Genomic DNA, 18709 nt, shown 5'->3' on the forward strand with positions numbered 1-18709 from the left:
ATGTAACGGAATGCTGGAAATCAAAAACCTTCACGCGCGGATTGCCGAAGATGGAACGGAAATCATCCGCGGCCTGAATCTCACGGTCAAGGCCGGCGAGGTCGCTGCTATCATGGGACCGAACGGGTCAGGCAAGTCTACGCTGTCCTATGTTTTGACGGGTCGCGAAGACTACGAAGTGACCGAGGGCGATATCCTCTACAATGGCGAAAGCATCCTGGAAATGGATGTCAGCGAACGCGCTGCATCCGGTATCTTTCTGGCCTTTCAGTATCCGGTCGAGATCCCCGGCGTCGCCACCATGCAGTTCCTCAAGGTTGCGATGAACGAGCAGCGCAAGGCGAGGGGCGAAGACGAGTTGTCCACGCCGGACTTCATCCGAAAGGTCAAGGAAGCCGCGGGTGAACTTAAAATCGACATGGATATGCTCAAACGCCCGTTGAACGTCGGCTTTTCCGGCGGTGAGAAGAAACGCGCGGAAATTCTGCAGATGGCTTTGCTAGAACCCAATCTGTGCGTCCTCGACGAAACCGATTCCGGGCTCGATATCGATGCCCTCAAGATTGTCGCCGACGGCGTGAACGCCTTGCGTTCTCCGGAACGCGCCATCGTCGTTATCACGCACTATCAGCGTCTTCTCGATTACATCGTTCCGGACAGCGTGCACGTTCTCTACAAGGGGCGCGTTATCGAGTCCGGTCAAAAGGAACTCGCGCTGGAACTCGAGAAGAACGGGTATGCGAACATCATCGAGAAAGCAGCTTGATCCGCGGTCCGCAAGGCAAGGTTTGATATGAACGTGCAAAGCAAGAAACCTATTACGGCCGCCGAACAGTCGCTCCTCGATCGATATGCGGAACGGCGCGAGGCGCTTCAGGGCGACGCATCCCTGACTGAACTTCGCGACGGGCTTGTCCACGACTTCGCTCAGACTGGTCTACCGGGGCGGCGTATTGAGACATGGCACTACACCGATCTTCGGACGTTGCTGAAAACGGTGCCAGAAGAATTTTCGACTGAATTGGGCGCATTGGCGAAGCCAATTCTCCCGGACGCAATCGTTCTGTCCGCACGCGGCGGCGGCCAGGACGCCGCAGTTCCGGATGGTGTGGCGGTTTCTTCATTCAAGGAATTGCTGGCTTCAGAGCGCGCTACCGATCTGTTGGCGTCCAACCGATCCGATGACTTCATCGGGCGCGTAAACAGCATGTTCGTGGACGGCGGTTCGGTCATTGAGGTTTCGAAAGGCGCGAAGCTTGAAAAAGCCGTCGAGTTGCAGAACGCATCGCTGGGTGGTCACTTGCACACGCGCATGTCCGTCAATATCGGAGAAGGCGCGGAAGGCACGTTCATCGAACGGCAGACTGCAGCCGGCAAGACCGATTCCTTCGTTTCTTCCATCACCGACCTTACAGTTGGCAAGGGCGCCGCAGTCACTTGGATCATAAGCCAGGAGCGAGGAAAGTCCGACACGCATCTCGGCCAGATCAACATCCGTCTGGGCGAAGACGCCCGGCTCATGCTTTTCATTGCCAACGCCGGAGGCCATCTGGTGCGTCAGGAAGTGCATGTGACGGCAGACGGCGAGAATTCCGACTTTGTACTTCGCGGAGTCAATCTGCTGGGTGGCGACAGTCACACTGACATCACGATGGAGTTTGATCATCTGGTGGCGAATTGCGTGTCCACCGAGACCATACGCAACGTCGTCTTCGACCGCGCGCGCGGCGTGTTCCAGGGACAGATCCGCGTCGCACAGATCGCCCAGAAGACAGACGCCAAAATGGCGTGCAACACGTTGCTGCTGTCCGATGAGGGCGAGTTCTTCTCAAAACCGGAACTCGAGATATTCGCCGATGACGTTCAGTGCGGACACGGCGCAACGGTCGCCGATATCGACGAGAACCATCTTTTCTATCTCAAGTCGCGTGGTATTTCTGATTCCAAGGCGCGAGCAATGCTTGTAAACGCCTTCATATCCGAAATCGTCGAAGATCTGGAGCAGGAGGATCTGGTTGAGGCCTTCGAGAACAGATTCTCGGAATGGCTGGCGCAACATGCCTGACGCGACTGCGGAAACAAGGTTGTCCGGCGCAACCGGCTATGATGTCGAGGCCATTCGGCGGGATTTTCCGATATTGTCGCGCGAGGTCTATGGCAAGCCGCTGGTTTATCTCGACAATGGCGCTTCAGCCCAGAAGCCGCAATCTGTGATCAACGCGATAACAAACGCCTATTCGAACGAATACGCGAATGTTCATCGTGGCTTGCACTATCTTTCTAATGCGGCGACCGACGCTTATGAGCAGGCGCGTGAGAAGGTCAGATCGTTTTTGAACGCGGAAAGCGTCGACAACATCGTTTTCACGAAATCAACGACGGAAGCAATCAACACCGTCGCTTACAGCTACGGTATGCCATTCATTGGAGCCGACGATGAGATCGTGCTCACAATCATGGAGCATCATTCCAACATTGTGCCCTGGCATTTCATCCGCGAGCGCCAGGGAGCAAAGTTGAAATGGGTTTCGGTCGATGACAATGGCGCATTCAACATTGAAGACTTCGAGGCGCAACTCACGGATCGCACGAAACTTGTGGCGATCACACACATGTCGAATGTTCTCGGCACGGTGGTTCCGGTCAAGGAAGTGTGCCGGATCGCCCATGAGCGCGGCATTCCGGTTCTCATCGACGGCAGCCAGGCCGCCGTCCACATGAGCGTCGACGTTCAGAATATCGATTGCGACTGGTATGTCTTCACCGGTCACAAGGTGTACGGCCCGTCGGGTATTGGCGTGCTCTACGGCAAGCAGGCGATGCTGGAAAAAATGCGGCCGTTCCAGGGTGGCGGAGAAATGATTCTCGACGTCAGTCAGGACGAAGTCAGTTACAACGCGCCGCCGCACCGTTTCGAGGCTGGCACGCCGCCGATCGTGCAGGCTATTGGTCTTGGCGCTGCGCTTGATTATATGGAAAGCATCGGACGCGATGCGATCGCCGCTCATGAAGCGGATCTTTGCAAATACGCCCATGACAGGTTGCGCGCCATCAATTCGCTGAAGATATTTGGCGATGCGCCGGGCAAGGGCGCTATAGTGTCCTTCGAGATCGAAGGTATCCATGCGCATGATGTTTCGATGGTTATTGATCGTTCCGGGGTGGCGGTGAGAGCCGGGACCCATTGCGCGCAACCGCTGCTGAAGCAATTCGGCGTGACGTCAACCTGCAGGGCTTCGTTCGGGCTCTACAATACGCGCTCTGAAGTCGATGCGTTGGTTGAGGCGCTGAAAAAAGCCAAGGAGTTTTTCGCCTGAGCTGCGGAAACAGGGATGTTGAGCATGACGGAAGAGACAACGACTGATATCGCACCTGAAGAAAACAACGCCGGCAAAGGGACTTTTTCCGCGTCCGCCCTTCCGCGCGAAGAACTCGCCAGGCTGACCGACGACATCATAGCCGCGCTGAAGACTGTCTACGACCCCGAGATCCCCGCGGATATCTACGAACTCGGCCTGATCTATCGCATCGACATCGAGGATGACCGGACAGTCAAGGTCGACATGACGCTGACGGCACCGGGTTGTCCCGTTGCCGGAGAAATGCCGGGATGGGTGGAAAACGCCGTCCGTTCCGTCGAAGGCGTGATGGATGTCGACGTCAACATGACGTTCGATCCACCATGGACTCCCGATCGCATGTCGGAAGAAGCGCAGATAGCGGTCGGCTGGTACTGATTGAAATATGAGCCGATGAGTCTATATTTCCGGTGAGTGCTTCCTGTTTTGTACGGAGACTGTCGTGAGCCAATTTGCAATAATGTCCCTGACTGACAAAGCCGCAGAGCGCGTAAAGGCCCTAGTCGCCAACGCCGCCGAACCGGCCATTGGGCTGCGTGTCGGCATCAAGAAAGGCGGCTGCGCAGGAATGGAATACACGGTCGATCTCGCGAGTGAAACGAACGACAAGGATGACGAAGTCAATCATGATGGCGCGCGCGTTTTCGTTGCGCCCGAGGCCGTGCTTTTTCTTCTCGGCACGCAAATGGATTTCGAAACCACGAAACTTCGCTCCGGTTTTGTCTTCAACAACCCCAATCAGACATCGGCCTGCGGCTGCGGTGAATCCGTCGAGTTGAAGCCGGCGGATCTCAAGGCGCTTGCCGACAAGGGAAGCCCGGTCGTTCAGACGGGCAACTGATCAGGCATCATGTTTCGAGCGCAGACCGGCGCGCCACACTGGATTGGCGCGCTGCTCGACATATTTCTTGATCGCCATCAGGTCTGCTTCGAATAGCCGGGACCAATACCGCGACACCGGTCTTTCGATCAGCTGGAGGAGGGGCGCCGGGATGAGACGGCTTGACACCGCGACCTGACCAGTCAGATGCGTTCCGTCATGATCTGACTCCAGTCGCAGCGGCACGTTCACCTGGATGACCAGACCGCGCTTATTGAAGGTGATTTCCCGAGGCGGATTGAATGTCGCTAAACGGAAGACAATTCCTGACAGCCTGACGGAATCCCTTCGCCATTCCCGAAAGCTGCTACCAGCGTCTATGGGTAGCGGGCCAGACAGCCGTACTTTCCGGACTCCGGACAGAATGACGGTTCTATTCTTGACGTCGGCAAGCACCGAAAACACGGCGACAGGTGGTGCATTGACGAAGAGCGACAGCTTATCGTGTTCCGACATAGGACAGAGCTTCCATCGGGAGTTGCTCTGTTATAGCAGGACTGTGCGCACAGGATAGGGTAGAAATCCCTGCGCGCTAATTCATGAACCTCGGCAGCATGAGCGATATCGCCGGTATCAGGACCAGGAGGGACAACCGAACGACGTCGGCGACCCAGAATGGCGTTACGCCTGAAAATATCTTGCCGGTGGATACGTCCGGGAGCATTGCTTTCAACACGAATACATTCATGCCTATTGGAGGCGTTATCAGGCTGATCTCGGTTACGACGACGACAATGATGCCGAACCAGATAAGCGTCATTTCTTCGCTCATTCCGAAATCGAGCCCCAGTATGACCGGATAGAAAACCGGCACAGTCAGGAGGATCATAGAAAGGCTTTCGAGGACGCAGCCGAGCAGCAGATAAATCAGGAGAATCAGCGCCATGACCAGATAGGGCGACACTGTCATTCCGAGGATCCAGTCAGTCAGGATATTCGGCAGATCAGCGTAGTTGATGAAATTTGAGAATATCTGCGCCCCGATCAGCACGAAGAACAGCATGGCCGTTGTCTCGATCGTTTCCACGAGCACTGAGAATAGGTCTTTCCATCCGAGCTTGCGGCGCAGGAATGAAATAAGGAATGCGCCGGTAGCGCCTACGCCGGCTGCTTCCGTCGGCGTGAAGATGCCGCCATAGATGCCGCCGATTATCAGGATGAACAGGAAGATCACCGCCCAGGTCGAGCGAAGCGCCCTGAAACGTTGCGACCAGTCAGCGCGATCGCCGGGCGGGCCGGATTCCGGCTTGCGCCAGACGGTAAAGCGCACGGCGGCCATGTACAGCAACACACCGAGAATTCCGGGAAGAATTCCTGCGATAAAGAGCTTTCCGATATTGCTTTCCGTCATCACGCCGTAAATGACCAGAATGACCGAAGGCGGGATGAGGATGCCAAGCGTCCCGCCGGAAGCGATGGCGCCGGCAGCCAGCGAATCGGAGTATCCGAATTTCCGCATGGAAGGCATCGTCACCTTCGACATCGTCGCGGCCGTGGCGATTGAGGAACCGCACACTGCAGAGAAGCCGCCGCAGGCCACAATCGTGGCCATCGCAAGACCGCCTCGTCTATGTCCGAGAAACGCATTTGACGCGTTATAGAGTTCTTCCGACAGGCCGGCGCGCGACACCAGATTGCCCATCAATACGAACAGTGGAACGACCGACAGTTCGTAATTGACGCCGGTCTCGTAGGCCATGTTTGCAATGAGGCTGCCTGCCGCGCTGAAGGAAACGAACATGCCGAAACCCACATAACCAACGATGCCCATGGCGAGCGCAATGGGGATTCGCATGAACACCAGCGCCAGAAGCACTACAAAACCAATAAGGGATTCAATCATTGCCCAGCCACCACTTCCCGATTGACGGGTTTGTGCGGAAAATGCAGCAGCATAAGCGTCAGGATTGCGCTGACGCCGCATGAAATGGCCATGAAACGCATCAGCGGCGCGAGCGGAATTTCGAGAATAGCCGTCGTGTCATAGCTCGAAAGGTCCGCCTTGCCCCAAAGCTTCACCGTGAGAAACGCCAATGCGCCAGCCATCAACAGGTTGACGATAGCATCTCTCACACGCTTCGTTCTCGATGAAAGTCCACCCTCCAGGAGGTCGACTGTCACATGGCCGTCACGCATTGATATGAGCGGCAGTCCGCAATAAAGCAGTGTCGCCAGCATCAATTCGGTGAGTTCGAATGCGCCATCGATCGGGCTGTTGAAAAAATAGCGCCCGATAACATCTGCGAATGTCATCAGCATCATCGCCACGAGAAGCGCGGCGCCGCTGATCTCAAGAATAAGGGTCGCGACGCGCGCGACCCTGGATATTGTTTCTGACATCAGTCAGCGGCTCAGTTGGAGGCTTCGAGTTCTTTCGCGAGCTGCTTGAACTCATCAAGCATCGCTTTGCCGTCAACGCCCTTCTTGCCGGCTTCAACGTACCAGGCGTCGATGATAGGGCCAGCGGCCGTCGCAATTTCTCCGACAAACGATTCCGACGCCGTCATGATCTGAATGTCGTTGTCGAGTGCGACCTCACGGCCTTCCTCATCCGCCACGTCCCATGCGGAGCCGGCAAGTTTCGCAAACGCCTCGCCGGAAGCAGTATCGACCGCCGCTTTCTGTTCATCCGTCAGCTTGTCATATGTGGCCGGGTTCATGGCCAGGAAGAAGGAGGTGTTGTAGAGGCCGCCCGGGACTTCCGTCAGGTTTTTGAGCAGCCCCTCAAGCTTGAAAGCCGCCAGAGATTCCATCGGGAAGAACACGCCGTCAGCGATGCCGCGCGACAGGATTTCATAAACCTGGGTTGCTGGTTTCAGGATGGCCACCACGTTCATGGCGCCGGCAAGGTCCTTGATGATGCCGCCGCCGACGCGGATCTTCATGCCGTCGAGGTCGGATATCTGTTCGATCGGATCGCCGGTTGTCATGATGACGCCGGGACCATGGGTGAAAACGCTCAGGACTTTCACGCCGTCATGTTCGCCCTTGTCGGCCATGTATTTTTCATAAATGCGCCAATAGGCGACTGACGTCGCTTCTGCGCTGTCGCCAAGAAACGGCATTTCGGCGACGGATGTGAGCACAAAACGGCCAGGTTGATAGCCATGGACGCCGTAGGTTATGTCGGCCAGGCCATCGCGTGCGATATCGAAATGCGCCGGCGGGGACCCAACCGGTTTAGGAAGTATCTTGATGGAGACTGAACCATTCGTTGCTTCCTCGACCTGTTTGATCCAAGGTACAACCATATCTTCAACGATCGGATGTGACGGCGGCAGCCAGGATGAGACCGTCAACTCCGTTGTTTGAGCCTGCGCGGATATCGAAACGCCGGCAATTGAAAGGCAGAGAGCGCTGACAGCGCCAACTTTTGAAATAGTACCCATATGTTCCTCCTCCGGTTGTCCCGGGCTGATTGCGCAGTCATTAGGCCATAAGCCGACCGACTGGTCAATTAATTATTCGCGTCCTTTCCACCATGCAAACGGTTGTAATCGGGTGACGCGAACCGAAAACGAAAATTATATTTTAGATTTAAACCAATCAAGACCGTCGATGCCTGCTATTTACAGACGACGGCTTTTCTTCACCGATGTCCTGTTATAACCAAGCGCATTGCCGTAAATCGGAAAACTTCTGACCATGCCCATCAGAATCGCACTCGTCGCCCATGACGCAAAGAAGGATGCTCTTGTCGACTGGGTCGTTCGAAATGCGTCGCGCCTTTCGGACATGGAGATTGTGGCGACAGGCACGACAGGCGGCCGGATAAGCGCTGCGCTTCCTGAACTCCACGTGAAGGCTCTGAAAAGTGGCCCGTTGGGTGGCGATCAGCAGATTGGCGCCTTGATCGCCGAGGATCAGCTTGACGCTTTGATCTTCTTTGTCGACCCACTTTCGCCCCTGCCGCATGACGTAGACGTAAAGGCTCTGACGCGATTGGCTATAGTCTATGATTTGCCTCTGGCGTGCAGTATCTCGACAGCCAACGCCGTTCTCGACCATATTTCGAGGTAAAACACATGAAAATTGCCGAAGCAGAACAGCATCAGGGTCAAATCGATCTGGCGATGATCGAGAATGCTGCCGAGCGCATTAAAGGCCAGGCAGTAAAAACGCCATTGCTGGAAGCGCCGCTGCTCAATGAATATTTGGGTATGCGTGTTTTGTTCAAGCCTGAGTGCCTTCAGAAAACCGGCTCATTCAAGTTTCGCGGCGCCTATACGAAACTCTCGAGGCTGGCCGAATCGGAACCTGGTAAACCCGTCGTAGCCTTTTCATCCGGCAACCATGCTCAAGGCGTCGCTCATGCGGCGCAACTACTCGGCCTCTCCTGTACCATCGTCATGCCGGACGATGCGCCTGTCATAAAGTCGGAAAACACGCGCGCATACGGAGCAAACGTCGTCACCTGCGACCGATTTACCGAAGATCGTGAAGCCATCGCCGACGCAATCGCCGCGGAAACAAACGCCGAAATAGTCAGGCCGTTCGATGATCTCGACATCATGTCCGGGCAGGGGACGACAGGTCTGGAAATTGCAAAAGACGCGATCGAGGCCGGAACCCGTGTGGATCACGTCTTTTGTCCGGCTGGCGGAGGCGGGCTGCTGTCAGGGATCGCCCTCGCGGTTAAATCCTACATGCCGGACACGTCGATATGGTTTGCTGAACCGGCGGGTTTCGACGATGTCATCCGTTCGCTCGCAACCGGAACCAGACAGCATGCAGATTTCCAGACGAGGACAATCTGCGACGCGTTATTGACCAAGTCCGTCGGCGTGCGACCATTCAAAGTCATTCAGGAATACGTAAGCGGCGGATACGCCATTTCCGATGACGAGGCGTTGTCAGCCATGTTCCTCGCGTTCCAGAATCTGAAGGTCGTCGTCGAACCCGGTGGGGCGGCTGCATTCGCTGCCCTTCTACAACAACGCAAGCGATTTGCCGGCAGTACTGTCGCGGTGGTTCTTTCAGGCGGCAATGTTGATCCGGCAATTTTCTCCGAGTGTCTGGCAAAAGGGGATAATGTACCGCCGCGTTGATTGAGCTTTGTTTTTCAGTAGCTTCTCGCGATGGTTCCCAATTAGATAATCGTCCCTATTGACTGCGCCAGCCTGTTTCCTTTGGTCTGCAGTCGCTCTATGTTCCGCGAAATCCTGAACACGCGCGCACCCATGGATATCAATGAGCGAAGAGGCTGAAGATACTGCAGCCGAAAATACGGCCGCAGAAGCTACCGATATCTACGACGATGACGGTGTTATCCGCAGCGAGTATCTCGCTCGCGTAGGCGCTGCGATTGCCGACCGCGACATCCTGTTTTTGAAAGAGCAGGTCGCCAGCCTTCATGAATCAGAACTCGGTGATGTGCTGGAGTCCATTCAGCCGGAGCAACGTAAGGCTCTTGTCGGACTGCTGGGAGAGGATTTCGACTTTACGGCGTTGACCGAGGTGGACGAATCCGTGCGCCGCGAGATCGTCGGGGACCTGCCGATCGAGCAAATGGTCGAAGGTCTTGGCGAACTCGATTCCGACGACGCAGTTTACATTCTGGAGGATCTGGACCCGGAAGAGCAAGACGACATCCTGGCGCGTCTTCCGTTTACGGAACGGGTTCGTCTGCGTCGCTCGCTGGACTATCCGGAAGAGACCGCCGGACGACGGATGCAGACCGAATTCGTCGCCGTGCCGCCATTCTGGAGCGTCGGACAGACCATCGATTATTTGCGTGAAGATGAAAATCTTCCCTTTTCATTTGCCCAGGTTTTCGTTGTCGATCCTACGTTTCGACTGCTTGGCGCAATCGACCTGGACAGTATCCTTCGCAGCAGGCGCGAAGTGCGCGTCGAAGACATTATGCACGAGACCAGCAGGTCCATTCCGGCTCTTATGGACCAGGAAGACGCCGCCCAGTTGATGAGCCAATACGACCTCTTGTCAGCGGCCGTCGTTGACGAAAACAACAGGCTGGTCGGCGTTCTGACAATCGACGATGTCCTCGACGTGATCCAAGAAGAGGCGGAGGAGGACATTAAATTTCTCGGGGGTGTTGGCGATGAGGAACTATCGGACAACGTCGTATCCACCGTGCGTTCGCGCTTTCCCTGGCTGCTCGTCAACCTGGCGACAGCAATACTTGCCTCGTTGATCATTGGAATTTTCGATGCGACAATCCAGCAAATGGTGGCGCTCGCTGTCCTGATGCCAATCGTCGCGTCAATGGGAGGCAATGCGGGTACGCAGACGCTTACGGTGACCGTCCGCGCGCTGGCGACGCGTGATTTGGATATTTACAACGCCGCCCGAATCATTCGGCGCGAAACTTGGATCGGATTGATCAACGGCCTGTTGTTCGCCGTTCTGGTCGCGATTATGGCTTTCCTCTGGTTCGGCAATGCGCAGCTCGGCTTGGTAATTGCTATAGCAATGGTGATCAACATGGTTTCGGCGGCGCTCGCCGGTATTCTGCTGCCATTGTTGCTCGACAAGATCGGAGTCGATCCCGCGCTTGCGTCAGCGGTTTTTGTGACGACCGTGACAGATATTGTCGGCTTTTTCTCATTCCTTGGCTTGGCGGGATGGTGGTTCGGTCTCCTATAGGAGACTTTGCTCAGAGAAGACTGCGCAAGGACAGCCAGAAAATTGACTTTTACGTAAAAGTCATTCACTGTCCTCTCAACATCATGAGAGCCAATGCATAAATACTATACCATCACCGAGTTGACGCGCGAGTTCGGCGTATCGACCCGCACCCTGAGATTCTATGAGGATGAGGGACTGATCCATCCGGAGCGGCGAGGGCGCACCAGATTATTCAAGGCGTCCGACCGTCACCTCATCGGGGAAATCCTGAGGGGCAGGAGGCTCGGCTTTACTATAGCGGAAATCCGCGAAATTATCGACATATACAAAGGGCCGCCGGGTGAAATCGGGCAGCTTGAGTTGATGATGCAGCGCGTAGCGGAAAAGCGCGATCAACTCAATCAGAAGCGCAAAGACATCGAGGAAACACTCTCAGAACTGGACAATGTCGACGAGGCGTGTCTGGCGCGTCTCGCCGAACTGCGCGTTGGTTCCTGACCAAATCCATACATATTGATGTTCGCTGCTATTTGCGGGATTCCGCAGTGCAACTCGAAACCACAGAGGTCACAGTATCATTGCCCTGGTAGACCAGCCTGTCATATAGGAGATCTTCCAGAAGCCCTGCTTCGTGGAACTTGTCTCCGGTGCACTGACAATAGCGCTGACAGAATGCGATTGAATCATTTTGTGCACAGTTCGGATTGCAGAGGTTGCTATAAACCGGCCTCAGGTCAGCCTGGAAAAAAAGACTGAACACAAAGACGATCGAGTACAACAACGGCTGATGTATCAGATAGAATGCCAGACTGTGCCTTCCCAAAAATGACAATCCTTGGCCAACAGGATCATTCGCGGGATAGAGCGCTCCCAGTCTTGCCAGACCATCAGTCCTTTTGAGAACTTTCCCGACCGAGATTCCGATCAACACTGGCCCAAACCAGGGAAAGAGAGGCACATAGTCGTTTGAACGAATTGTGTAGGTCGACAGTCCGATCCAGTTGAGTAGGGGGTGATCGAACAGCGTCGTATGTAAATAGGGCGACAAGAAAATTATCATAAATCCGGCCAATGCAATCAATACCGGCGGGAGCCTGAGGAAGGCTAGACCAAGCAGGCTGGACAAGGCGATGCAGTGAAGTATCCCGAAAAAAACGTATCGCTGAGGCATCATCAGATAAGTGACGATTGTGATGGCGAGCGACGCCAGGACAATCATTGCCAGCCTGCCGAAAAACGGTCGCCATTTGATCCGGCCGCCGTGAGCGAGCACCAGACTGATTCCAACCAGAAACAGAAAGCTTCCTGCGATGCATCGGGCGAAAATCTTCCAGCCGCCTTCGGCGGTCAGTCCCGCAGGAACATAGTGAAAATACTCCAGGTCCCAGGTGAAATGATAGATCGCCATCGCCACCAGCGCGACGCCGCGGGCCACATCGAACACCCGAATTCGTCCGCGGATCGGTAGGGCGTGCGATCTGCCGAGTCGGGAAATGTATGTGCCGAAGAATTTCATGGGAAGGATATGACTTAGACCTGACGCGTTCAAAATAGTTTAGAGCAACACCATTGCCAACGGCGTATCAAACAGCAATCGCGTACGTCGCACGACACAAAGCGCCGACTCAGTTTCATTCTGCGTACAAAATCACATATTCCAAGGGGTTTTTCGCCGATGCTTTGACGCAGCATTCACACTTTTTTAACAAAGTCCCCAAGGCCGCTTGCCAAACTAAGAGATTGAAAATACGAGCCTCTTTTCATCAAGATATAATCGTTTTAAAAAGCCTGACACAAAATCGCCATTTTGCAGTTGCGAAAGCGCATCGCATCTAATATGTCACGGCTCTGCCGCGACTGATTGTTAATGGCGCGGCTTATAACAGGGCACTTTTCGGAGCCAAAATGGAAGATACCGTTCAGAAATCCTGCTGGGGAGTTACAGCCCGCGCGGTTTTCGGTTTTGCCATCCTGATATTTCTCATCTATCTGTTCGGTGGCGTCTGAACCAATCAAGTTCATGATCTGTTTCAAAGAGCGGCGTGAGGTTTTCCTCACGCCGCATCTTTTTGTTCTGATGTCGCCCTCATGCCACGGCGTGTCGATAATCCCGGAAGACACGCGGGCGTAAAAATATATGATAACGAAAAGACGCCTCTAGCATTCCTGGAAACTGCAATGTTCCTTTCGGTATTCGATGTCTTCAAAATCGGGGTGGGCCCTTCGAGTTCACATACCATGGGTCCCATGACAGCCGCCAACCGGTTTCTGAATGAGATAGTCACCGGAGACTGGCCGAGGCCATATGGCAGCGAGATCACCTTTCTTAAAGTAAGCCTGCACGGTTCTCTCGCCTATACCGGGATCGGGCATGGCTCGGGGCGCGCCGTTGTACTGGGCCTGTGTGGTGAAAAGCCGGACAGTGTTGATCCCGATGCGACGGATGCGATCATTGAGGCGGTTGAAAACAATGGCGTCATTGAACCGCCAGGACACCCGGCCTATCGTTTCGATCCTGCGTCTGATCTTGTATTCGACCGTAAGAACCCGCTTCTCGGGCATGCAAACGGGATGACGTTTACAGCCTTCGACAACGATGATCGTCAGCTGTTGCGGAGGATCTATTTTTCGATTGGCGGTGGTTTCGTCGTTACGGATCTTGAGCTGGACGCCATGAAAAGCGAAACCGAGAATCAAGCGATTGAAGAGGTTCCTTATCCCTTCAGCAGCGCTTCCGAGATGTTGGAAATGGCGCAGGCCTCCGGATTGTCCATTGCTGAAATGAAGCAGGCGAACGAAGTGACGCGACAGACAGTGGATGAACTGTATTCGGGGCTGGATCGAATCTGGTCGGCAATGGGAGGCTGTATCGAAAGAGGCCTGCGACAGACAGGCGAATTGCCTGGCGGTCTCAGAATAAAACGGCGCGCGCGCTCCATTCATGAGAAATTAGACAGCGAGTGGCAACGCAATCAGCCAAACCCGTTGCTCGCCAATGACTGGCTAAGTGTCTATGCGATGGCGGTGAATGAAGAGAATGCCTCCGGCGGACGGGTTGTAACGGCGCCAACAAACGGCGCCGCCGGTGTGATCCCGGCGACGATCAAATACTATACACGGTTTCAGAGTGGGGCTGATCAAAAGGGAATTCGGGAATTCCTGCTGACTGCCGCGGCGATCGGCGGACTGATCAAACACAATGCTTCGATATCCGGAGCAGAAGTCGGCTGTCAGGGTGAGGTGGGCTCGGCTGCGGCCATGGCCGCAGCCGGACTTGCAGCGGTAATGGGCGGAACGCCGCAACAGGTCGAGAATGCCGCAGAAATAGCCCTTGAACATCATCTGGGCATGACCTGCGATCCAGTCGCCGGTCTCGTTCAGGTTCCCTGTATCGAGAGAAACGCAATGGGTGCGGTGAAAGCCGTCACAGCCGCTTCACTGGCGCTCAAGGGAGACGGGCAGCATTTCGTACCGCTCGACGCTTGCGTGGAAACAATGCGTCAGACCGGCATTGATATGAATGACCGCTACAAGGAAACTAGCGAGGGTGGCCTGGCTGTGAACGTGGTTGAATGCTGAGCAGCGCGGTTGTGGACAGCTCTCGTACCGACTTGACCAGCGAGCTGCGAAGGTTACTTGCTAGGGCATGGGTCTTAATCTCGTAAAACTATGCGTCGGTGTAGATTCGGTCGAAGATCTGGAATCGTGGATTCTCTTCAGATTGAAAGAGAAGGAGCGGGCGGGCGAGGAAGTCATCCAGTTTCATACGACACGGATGATTCCAAAACGCGCTGACGAACTGGTCGACGGCGGATCGCTTTATTGGGTAATCAAAGGCAACATACAGGTTCGACAAGTAATCTACGAAATCCGGCCATTTACGGACTCATCGGGAATTTCACGCTGTCGAATCGTATTGGAACCGACACTTGTCCATACGGACTGGCAGCCACGAAGAGCTTTTCAGGGCTGGCGCTATCTGAAAAGCGAAGACGCTCCACGGGACCTGAAGGATCCAAACGATGGATTGACGGCTCTGCCGCCGGAACTGCGTCGAGAATTGGCTGAACTCGGTCTGCTGTAGCAGAAGTTTCTTGTAGTGCTTTCGAGAAGCCAGATAATAACGCATTCGCACTTCTGTTCGCATGCACTACATCACTGAGTGCTATTATAGTTACAGAATTGATCGGTGGAGTACTTGATGGGCGGCAAGGACGTAGACAGGAGGCGCCCCTCCGGAAACCTTAGTCGAAATGACGACGTCTCTTCCACACAGGAAGTGTCGGCGTTCCTGAAAGCTGCGCGCAATATCGCACCGGCAACCGGCGGCAAAGCAGGAAAACTTGTTTTTGCGCTCGATGCAACGATGAGCAGGCAGCCTACCTGGGATGCGGCCTGCAGACTACAAGGCGAGATGTTCAACGCAGTTGGACGAGCGGGTGGTCTTAAGGTGCAACTAGTTTATTTTCGCGGGTTCGGCGAATGCCAGTCTTCGCGTTGGGTGTCCGACACGGATCAATTACGAGATCTGATGACCCGAATCGACTGTCGCGGTGGCCACACGCAGATAGCAAAGGTTCTCCGTCACACGAGGGATGAAGCCGTCAGGGAGCCGGTTAGCGCGCTCGTCTATATCGGTGACGCCATGGAAGAGAGTATCGACCGGCTTTGCGAATTTGCGGGAGAACTAGGAATACGCAAGGCGCCCTGTTTCATGTTTCAGGAAGGACGGGATCCGGTCGCGCAGACAGCCTTTAAGGAAATCGCGCGACTGAGCAAGGGCGCCTATTTTCAGTTTGACGAGAACGCAGCGAACACGTTGCAAAATTTGCTGAAAGCGGTTGCTGTATATGCTTCCGGAGGCATGAAGGCGCTGCAATCAAGCCGCATATCGGAATCAAAACTGTTGCTGGAACAGCTGTCCGGCAAACGCGGCTGAAACTCCATGACGATAATTATCTATCTTGCATTGTTTACATTGCTTATGGGCGGCATAGGCATGGCCTTGTTGCGTCTTGATGCGCGTCAGATTGCCGCGACGCTGCGCATGTCTGCGCCAATAGCCCTCGGCATATTTGGTCTGATTTTGACAATTACCGGGAGAGGGGCTTTTGGATTTGGCCTCATGTCACTGGCTCTTGCAATGTTTACCCGCGCCAAAATGCGCGCGCGCACGACACCCGGGACCCAGGGAAATCGAAAATCACGGGTTCGAACCGCAGCGCTGGAAATGGAACTGGACCTTGATACCGGGGACATGAACGGCCTGGTCCTTGCCGGCCGTTATGAAGGGCAGATGCTGGAAGAAATGAAAAAGGAAGATCTGTATGTCTTGCGTCGTGAACTGGAATCCGATCCGGAATCCGTTCAGGTCCTAGAGGCGTATCTTGACCGCAGAGAACCCGCCTGGCGTGACGACCTTGACGCGGACATGGACGAAGGGTTGCGAACTGCGCCAGCTTCGGGCTCCATGACTGAGGAGGAAGCGTACGAGATCCTTGGTCTTTCGGTTGGAGCGACGGAGTCTGAAATCCGCGAGGCGCATCGCAGCTTGATGAAACGCGTTCACCCCGATGCCGGAGGTTCTGTTTTTCTCGCGGCCCGCATCAACGAGGCCAAGGATATTCTGTTGAGTCGACATAGGTAAAATCCCCACTACGCGAATACTATTTCAGAGGATATGAACTGATGGTTAAGGCGCCTTTGATTTGCGGCCCAAATTACTGTTGTGTAGCCCAGCAACCGTAACCTTTTTTCTTCAGCTGTTTACAAGCGCTCCACGCTTCGGACTTGCCGTCAAATCCTGCGAAGCGGGCCCTGTGCAACTGCTCTCCATTTTGGTTGGTGACGACAGTGAAGGACCGTGCATTTGAAATGAGTCCGCCGGTTTTGGACTTTGCCTCCTGGAGCATTGATTCGGCTTCTGCGCGATTCGGCGTGGCGCCGATCTGCACAACCCAACCGGACGGCGCAGCTGTGCTGGACGTTACGATTTCATCTACATCCCCTTCGCCGATCGCCGCCTCCGGCTCCGGCTCCGGCTGCACTTCCGCAACGACAACCGAAGTTTCTGGACGGCTCACAGGAATGACAGCAGCGCGTTGCTGGTTCAGTTGGTCGATCAGAGCAGCCTTGCCGATAACCGGTTTTGCAACGGGTATAGGAAATTCGCTGGCTTTCGGTTGACTGGAATAGGCGAGCGCTACGCGCAGCTCGGAGAAATCGCGAGACTTGGGCACCGGGCCGATCTCGGGAAGCGCGATATAGTATGGCGACGTTGTCTTCGCCACCAGGTTGCCTGAACCACGCTTCGAGGCCTTGTTCAGATACTGCGCAATGAGTTTCTGCATCTGGGCGTTGCGACTGGCTCCCGTCTTGCCGCCCATAACGACGGCCACAATCTGTCTGCCATTTGTATCTACGGAGCTCACCAGATTGAAACCCGATGCGCGAGTATAGCCGGTTTTAATGCCATCGACGCCTTTGACGGCTCCAAGCAGCCTGTTGTGATTTCCATAGGTTGCTTTACCGAAACGGAAACTGCGGGTCGAAAAATATTTATATTCCTTTGGAAAATGCTCCCGAAGAGCAATGCCAAGCCGCGCCATGTCGCGCGCGGTTGTCTTCTGGGCTGTATTAGGGAGGCCATGCGCATTCCTAAAGGTGGTCTTCGTCATGCCGAGCGAGTGCGCCTTTTGCGTCATTTGCCGGGCGAACTCAGCCTCCGAGCCGCCCAGATGTTCGGCGACAGCCGTAGATACGTCATTGGCGGATTTTGTTACAAGAGCGTAGATCGCCTGCTCTGCCGTTATTGTGCTGCCCGCAGAAAGACCAAGCTTAGATGGCGGCTCGGCCGCAGCCTTTGAAGACACGCGAATACGCGTGCCTTTTGTCATCCGCCCCTGTTCGATGGCCTCGAACATCAGGTAAAGCGTCATCATCTTTGTAAGCGAAGCAGGATATCGATAGCTGTCGGCGCTCGACGAATAGAGTGTTTTGCCGGTTTTCGCGTCGACAACGATGCCGGCGTACTTTGGATTGGCTACTGCCTGTCCTGTTTGGGTCATCGCAAGAGCGACGAACGCGAGCAACAGAAGTTTGGCGATTTTCGTAGAAACCGGATTGGCGAGATGGAACTGTGTCTTTGTCACTGCTTCGGTCCAATATAATTTCGCTGCACACATACGGATCCCAAAGGCCTGCTGATGCATTTCTTGATCCGATAATTGTGGTCCAGTTTAGGCAAGTAGCGTTACCAATCCGTTTATGGTTTCCGAATCCTTCTTACCGACAGAGACGATACATCCGAACGCTGCGACGCACAAAAATATTGACAAAATTGTGCGGCGCAACTAAATGAAGGATGTGACCGGCGCACTCCGTATGCCCCAAGGTCTAACCCAGCCCCCCACAATTCTACAAGTAGGATACACCATGTTTTCTTATGACGACGCCAGCAAAATGGGCAAAGAAATGATGGACAACATGCTGACAAATTACTCGGCAACGGCTCAGGCCCTTCAGGCGCTGGCCACCGAGATGTCGGATTACTCCAAGAAAGCCTACGAAGGAAATACCGCTGCATTTGAAAAACTCATGGCGGCGAAAAGCTTCGACAAGGCTTTCGAAATTCAAAGTGATTACGCAAAATCCGCCTATGAGGAATTCATGACGGAAGCGACGAAAATGAGCGAGATGTACATGGAACTCGCACGCAAAGCCTACGAGCCATTCGAATCCGCAGTAGCTACAACCACGCCGCCTGCAACCAAGAAGGCGGCCTGATCGAGGCTCGCCATCAGACTGCAATTCATTCTGTTTGACCCGGCGGCATCACGCGGCCGGGTTTTTTGTCATTTGAGCTTTACGTTTGTGACATTGC

21 protein-coding genes are annotated in these 18709 nt (G+C 54.6%); 14 read left to right on the forward strand and 7 right to left on the reverse strand.

The annotated features are described in order from the left end of the window. Positions 1–10: 10 nt before the first annotated feature. The 5 genes from sufC to sufA all read left to right on the forward strand — a co-directional run bounded on the left by sufC (position 11) and on the right by sufA (position 4200). Positions 11–766, forward strand: coding sequence for a Fe-S cluster assembly ATPase SufC (gene sufC / locus AAFN47_RS02480; protein WP_499807622.1), 756 nt, complete (start codon positions 11–13; stop codon positions 764–766). A gap of 27 nt (positions 767–793) precedes the next feature. Further along, positions 794–2065, forward strand: a complete 1272-nt coding sequence (sufD, locus tag AAFN47_RS02485; protein ID WP_499807623.1) for a Fe-S cluster assembly protein SufD — start codon at positions 794–796, stop codon at positions 2063–2065. Beyond that, positions 2058–3317 (forward strand): cysteine desulfurase, encoded by a 1260-nt coding sequence (locus AAFN47_RS02490; protein WP_499807624.1) that lies wholly within the window; start codon positions 2058–2060, stop codon positions 3315–3317. The genes sufD and AAFN47_RS02490 overlap by 8 nt, the downstream gene beginning before the upstream one ends. 24 nt (positions 3318–3341) lie before the next feature. After that, on the forward strand, positions 3342–3737 hold the full coding sequence (locus tag AAFN47_RS02495) for an SUF system Fe-S cluster assembly protein (protein WP_499807625.1): 396 nt from the start codon (positions 3342–3344) through the stop codon (positions 3735–3737). 82 nt (positions 3738–3819) lie between these two features. Further along, the gene (gene sufA / locus AAFN47_RS02500) at positions 3820–4200 is read left to right on the forward strand and encodes a Fe-S cluster assembly scaffold SufA (protein ID WP_499807940.1); all 381 of its coding nucleotides are present in this window, start codon (positions 3820–3822) and stop codon (positions 4198–4200) included. On the opposite strand, the gene AAFN47_RS02505 is transcribed toward sufA, so the two are convergent. The 4 genes from AAFN47_RS02505 to AAFN47_RS02520 form a co-directional block, all read right to left on the reverse strand. After that, on the reverse strand, positions 4201–4695 hold the full coding sequence (locus AAFN47_RS02505; protein WP_499807626.1) for an SRPBCC family protein: 495 nt from the start codon (positions 4693–4695) through the stop codon (positions 4201–4203). A 76-nt stretch (positions 4696–4771) separates the two neighbouring features. Continuing rightward, positions 4772–6082 carry a TRAP transporter large permease gene (locus tag AAFN47_RS02510; protein WP_499807627.1) on the reverse strand — a complete coding sequence of 437 codons (1311 nt, stop codon included), beginning with the start codon at positions 6080–6082 and terminating at the stop codon, positions 4772–4774. Continuing rightward, the gene (locus AAFN47_RS02515; RefSeq protein WP_499807628.1) at positions 6079–6579 is read right to left on the reverse strand and encodes a TRAP transporter small permease; all 501 of its coding nucleotides are present in this window, start codon (positions 6577–6579) and stop codon (positions 6079–6081) included. The genes AAFN47_RS02510 and AAFN47_RS02515 overlap by 4 nt, the downstream gene beginning before the upstream one ends. An 11-nt stretch (positions 6580–6590) precedes the next feature. Next, positions 6591–7628 (reverse strand): TRAP transporter substrate-binding protein, encoded by a 1038-nt coding sequence (locus AAFN47_RS02520; protein WP_499807629.1) that lies wholly within the window; start codon positions 7626–7628, stop codon positions 6591–6593. Positions 7629–7884: 256 nt separating this feature from the next. On the opposite strand from AAFN47_RS02520, the gene AAFN47_RS02525 reads away from it, so the two are divergent. The 4 genes from AAFN47_RS02525 to AAFN47_RS02540 all read left to right on the forward strand — a co-directional run bounded on the left by AAFN47_RS02525 (position 7885) and on the right by AAFN47_RS02540 (position 11325). Continuing rightward, a complete protein-coding gene (locus AAFN47_RS02525) occupies positions 7885–8259 on the forward strand; it encodes a methylglyoxal synthase (RefSeq protein WP_499807630.1) in 375 nt (124 codons plus the stop codon). A 5-nt stretch (positions 8260–8264) separates the two neighbouring features. Further along, positions 8265–9287, forward strand: coding sequence for a threonine ammonia-lyase (locus tag AAFN47_RS02530; protein WP_499807631.1), 1023 nt, complete (start codon positions 8265–8267; stop codon positions 9285–9287). Between the two features lie 142 nt (positions 9288–9429). Then, positions 9430–10845: a magnesium transporter gene (gene mgtE / locus AAFN47_RS02535; protein ID WP_499807632.1), complete on the forward strand. Its 1416-nt coding sequence runs from the start codon at positions 9430–9432 to the stop codon at positions 10843–10845. A 93-nt stretch (positions 10846–10938) separates the two neighbouring features. Then, positions 10939–11325, forward strand: a complete 387-nt coding sequence (locus AAFN47_RS02540; protein WP_499807633.1) for a MerR family transcriptional regulator — start codon at positions 10939–10941, stop codon at positions 11323–11325. Positions 11326–11353: 28 nt separating this feature from the next. On the opposite strand, the gene AAFN47_RS02545 is transcribed toward AAFN47_RS02540, so the two are convergent. Both AAFN47_RS02545 and AAFN47_RS02550 read right to left on the reverse strand, forming a co-directional pair. Continuing rightward, positions 11354–12343: a heparan-alpha-glucosaminide N-acetyltransferase gene (locus AAFN47_RS02545; protein WP_499807634.1), complete on the reverse strand. Its 990-nt coding sequence runs from the start codon at positions 12341–12343 to the stop codon at positions 11354–11356. A gap of 263 nt (positions 12344–12606) precedes the next feature. Then, a complete protein-coding gene (locus AAFN47_RS02550; RefSeq protein WP_499807635.1) occupies positions 12607–12849 on the reverse strand; it encodes a hypothetical protein in 243 nt (80 codons plus the stop codon). 156 nt (positions 12850–13005) lie between these two features. Here AAFN47_RS02550 and AAFN47_RS02555 point away from each other — a divergent pair, with 156 nt between their 5' ends. The 4 genes from AAFN47_RS02555 (at position 13006) to AAFN47_RS02570 (ending at position 16474) form a co-directional block, all read left to right on the forward strand. Then, positions 13006–14406 carry an L-serine ammonia-lyase gene (locus AAFN47_RS02555; RefSeq protein ID WP_499807636.1) on the forward strand — a complete coding sequence of 467 codons (1401 nt, stop codon included), beginning with the start codon at positions 13006–13008 and terminating at the stop codon, positions 14404–14406. A gap of 67 nt (positions 14407–14473) precedes the next feature. Then, entirely contained in the window at positions 14474–14911 is a 438-nt protein-coding gene (locus AAFN47_RS02560; RefSeq protein ID WP_499807637.1) for a DUF1489 family protein, read from the forward strand. A 447-nt stretch (positions 14912–15358) separates the two neighbouring features. Beyond that, positions 15359–15766: a hypothetical protein gene (locus AAFN47_RS02565; RefSeq protein WP_499807638.1), complete on the forward strand. Its 408-nt coding sequence runs from the start codon at positions 15359–15361 to the stop codon at positions 15764–15766. A gap of 6 nt (positions 15767–15772) precedes the next feature. Continuing rightward, on the forward strand, positions 15773–16474 hold the full coding sequence (locus tag AAFN47_RS02570) for a DnaJ domain-containing protein (protein WP_499807639.1): 702 nt from the start codon (positions 15773–15775) through the stop codon (positions 16472–16474). A 73-nt stretch (positions 16475–16547) separates the two neighbouring features. On the opposite strand, the gene AAFN47_RS02575 is transcribed toward AAFN47_RS02570, so the two are convergent. Continuing rightward, the gene (locus tag AAFN47_RS02575; protein WP_499807640.1) at positions 16548–18038 is read right to left on the reverse strand and encodes an SPOR domain-containing protein; all 1491 of its coding nucleotides are present in this window, start codon (positions 18036–18038) and stop codon (positions 16548–16550) included. 223 nt (positions 18039–18261) lie between these two features. Here AAFN47_RS02575 and AAFN47_RS02580 point away from each other — a divergent pair, with 223 nt between their 5' ends. Further along, positions 18262–18612: a phasin family protein gene (locus AAFN47_RS02580; protein WP_499807641.1), complete on the forward strand. Its 351-nt coding sequence runs from the start codon at positions 18262–18264 to the stop codon at positions 18610–18612. The last annotated feature ends 97 nt before the right edge of the window (positions 18613–18709 follow it).

The organism is Hoeflea sp. CAU 1731, from assembly GCF_039888615.1.
Classification (GTDB): Bacteria; Pseudomonadota; Alphaproteobacteria; order Rhizobiales; family Rhizobiaceae; genus Flavimaribacter.